This window comes from Methylibium sp. T29, assembly GCF_000576205.1.
Lineage (GTDB): Bacteria > Pseudomonadota > Gammaproteobacteria > Burkholderiales > Burkholderiaceae_C > Methylibium > Methylibium petroleiphilum.
This window is the reverse complement of sequence record NZ_AZND01000323.1, coordinates 1-3,159: the sequence shown is the minus strand read 5'-3', so window position 1 is coordinate 3,159 and position 3,159 is coordinate 1. Positions and strand designations below refer to the sequence as shown.

Genomic DNA, 3,159 nt, shown 5'->3' with positions numbered 1-3,159 from the left:
CGATGTCGGGCCCGGCATCGCTGTCGCGCAGTTGGTGGCGCAAGGCGTGAGCGAAGCCGATGGTCCGCCGCACCAGTGCGGCCCGCGCGCCATCGGCCGGGCCGGGCGCGGCGGGCGCCTGGAACAGCGTCTGCACCTCGCGCGCGAGGCTGCGCGATCGATGCACCACGTCACCCCAGAGCCGGCGGGCCTCCCAGTAGCGGTCGTAGGCCGCAGTGTTGCGAAAGCCGAGGAAGATCGCCAGCGCCAGCCCGATCAGCGAGAACGGCACCGGCGTCAGCGTCACCTTCCACTGGAACAGCGTGCCGTGGCTCAGCGCCACCGCGGTCGCCAGCGCCGTGCAGGTGGCGAGGCTCCAGAAGATGCGCGGCAGGATGGAGCCGCGCAATGCGAAGAACAGCCGCAAGCCGTTCGGGCGGTCGACGACGATCATGGCGCGGGCTCGCTCGGTGGTCGTGCAGGAGCAGGCAGGTCGCGCATCAGGCCGGCGGCTTGTGCCACAGGCCGCTGCGCCGCGCCTCGTCGACCTTGGCCTGCCCGGCCGGCTCCATCAGGCCGGCAGCCTCCAGCGCCTCGGCGCGGCGCTGGTGCGGACCGGACCAGGCGCTCTTGGGCTTGCGCGGCGCGAACCACAGCAGCGAGCGGCGCTCGTCGAGCCGGCCCTGCTTGCTGTCGATCCAGCCGAAGCACAGCGCCTCGTCGATCGCCTCGTCCAGCGTCGGCGCCTCGTGGTCGCTGCCCTTGCGGGCCATGACCAGCCACACGCCGTTGGCCTGGCCCTGGTGCCGGCTCAGCCAGCGGCGCCAGGCGGCGCGGTCGGCCGCCTCGACGGCGTGGGGGGGCAGGGTGTCTCCGGGCATCGCGGGCTTTCTCGGTCAAGGGCGGTTCGGGGGCGCGCCTAAAATCTCGGCTTCGCCGATTTGACCTCACTCGCGCGCCCGTCCCGCCCGCGCCCCGGCGAGCCCGAACCCGCAGCACTGTTCCCCACCATGGCAACCATCCTCCAGCACCTTCCCACCGGCCAGAAGGTCGGCATCGCATTCTCCGGCGGACTGGACACCAGCGCCGCGCTGCACTGGATGAAGCTCAAGGGCGCCCTGCCCTACGCCTACACGGCCCACCTCGGCCAGCCCGACGAACCCGACTACGACGAGATCCCGCGCAAGGCGATGCAGTACGGCGCCGAGAAGGCACGCCTGATCGACTGCCGGGCGCAGCTGGTCGCTGAAGGCCTGGCCGCGCTGCAGGCCGGTGCCTTCCACATCTCGACCGCCGGGGTGACCTACTTCAACACCACGCCGATCGGGCGCGCCGTCACCGGCACGATGCTGGTCGCGGCGATGAAGGAGGACGACGTCCACATCTGGGGCGACGGCAGCACCTTCAAGGGCAACGACATCGAGCGCTTCTACCGCTACGGCCTGCTCACCAACCCGGCGCTGAAGATCTACAAGCCCTGGCTGGACCAGACCTTCATCGACGAACTCGGCGGCCGTGCCGAGATGTCGGCCTTCATGACGCAGGCCGGCTTCGGCTACAAGATGAGCGCCGAGAAGGCCTACTCGACCGACTCCAACCTGCTCGGCGCCACGCACGAGGCCAAGGACCTCGAGCACCTGAACAGCGGCATCCGCATCGTCAACCCGATCATGGGCGTGGCGTTCTGGCGCGACGAGGTCGACGTGAAGCGCGAGGAGGTCACGGTGCGCTTCGACGAGGGCCGGCCCGTCGCCTTGAACGGCGTGGAATACGCCGACCCGGTGGCGCTGCTGCTGGAGGCCAACCGCATCGGTGGCCGCCACGGCCTGGGCATGAGCGACCAGATCGAGAACCGCATCATCGAGGCCAAGAGCCGCGGCATCTACGAGGCCCCGGGCCTGGCGCTGCTGCACATCGCCTACGAGCGCCTCGTGACCGGCATCCACAACGAGGACACGATCGAGCAGTACCGCGACAACGGCCGCAAGCTCGGCCGCCTGCTCTACCAGGGCCGCTGGTTCGACCCGCAGGCCATCATGCTGCGCGAGACCGCGCAGCGCTGGGTGGCGCGCGCGGTGACCGGCGAGGTCGCTCTCGAGCTGCGCCGCGGCAACGACTACTCGATCCTCGACACCCGCTCGCCCAACCTCACCTACCAGCCCGAGCGGCTGTCGATGGAGAAGGTCGAGGACGCACCGTTCTCGCCGGCCGACCGCATCGGCCAGCTGACGATGCGCAATCTCGACATCGTCGACACCCGCGCCAAGCTCGGCATCTACGCGCAGAGCGGCCTGCTGTCGCTGGGCGGCGGCGCGGCGCTGGCGCGCCTGCAGAACGACGACCCGTCCTGAGCCGGCTCAGAGCCCGGCGGCAGCCCGCCCGGCTCCGGCCTGAACGGCGCGAAGGGGCTTTCACACCCACGTCACAAGGCGTAGTCTCCGTCCAGGAGGCTTGCGATGAACGCTGGGTGCCGCCGTGTCCTGACCCTCGCCCTGACTGCGGCTTGCGCCGGCGCCCCGGCGCTGGAACTCGCCTACGAACCGACCTCGCTCGACTGGACTGCCGGCGAGGTCGGGCGCATCGGCACCGAGACGCTGCAGCAGACCGTGGCCGGCGCCGCGGCACGCGACCGGCTCGGTTGCGTGCAGCACTGCGAGCGCCTGCAGCGCATCTTCGACCGACTGGTCGCCGAGGCGCGCCGGCAGACCCCGCGCGCCGCCGTGCTGCCGTGGTCGCTGACGGTGCTGCACCACGACGACACCGGCGCCTTCGCGCTGCCCGACGGCCAGGTGGTCGTGTCCGAGACGCTGATCGAGGAGCGCGGCCTGTCCGACGAGGCACTGGCCTTCGTGCTGGCGCACGAGATGGCTCACAGCATCCTCGAACACGAACGCCAGATGCTGACCGCCGGGCGCCTGCTGCTGCCGCGCCAGGTGGAGCGCAGCGTGCCCGACATGTATGTCGAGCTCGAGCACAACTTCGGCCTGTTGAAGTCGCTGGAGCCGGTGCTGCAGCAGGGCGAGTTCGAAGCCGACGAACTGGGCCTGCTGCTGGCCGCGCTGGCCGGCTACGCGCCGACCCGGCAGCTCGAGTTCATGCAGAACGAGGTGGCCGAGGACGACGGCCGGCGGCCGGTCGCCGCCACGCACCCGCCGGCCGCCGAGCGGCTGGCGCGGCTTC

General features: G+C 71.1%; 4 protein-coding genes. 2 read left to right on the top strand and 2 right to left on the bottom strand.

Going from position 1 to position 3,159, the window contains the following annotated elements:
• On the bottom strand, positions 1-433 hold a 433-nt coding region (locus x551_RS20230; RefSeq protein ID WP_036250640.1), incomplete at its 3' end, for a bestrophin family ion channel.
• A 46-nt stretch (positions 434-479) separates the two neighbouring features.
• The gene (locus x551_RS20225; RefSeq protein ID WP_036230029.1) at positions 480-860 is read right to left on the bottom strand and encodes a hypothetical protein; all 381 of its coding nucleotides are present in this window, start codon (positions 858-860) and stop codon (positions 480-482) included.
• A 129-nt stretch (positions 861-989) separates the two neighbouring features.
• On the opposite strand from x551_RS20225, the gene argG reads away from it, so the two are divergent.
• On the top strand, positions 990-2,330 hold the full coding sequence (gene argG, locus x551_RS20220; RefSeq protein WP_036230031.1) for an argininosuccinate synthase: 1,341 nt from the start codon (positions 990-992) through the stop codon (positions 2,328-2,330).
• 105 nt (positions 2,331-2,435) lie between these two features.
• On the top strand, positions 2,436-3,159 hold a 724-nt coding region (locus tag x551_RS20215), incomplete at its 3' end, for a M48 family metalloprotease (RefSeq protein ID WP_036250637.1).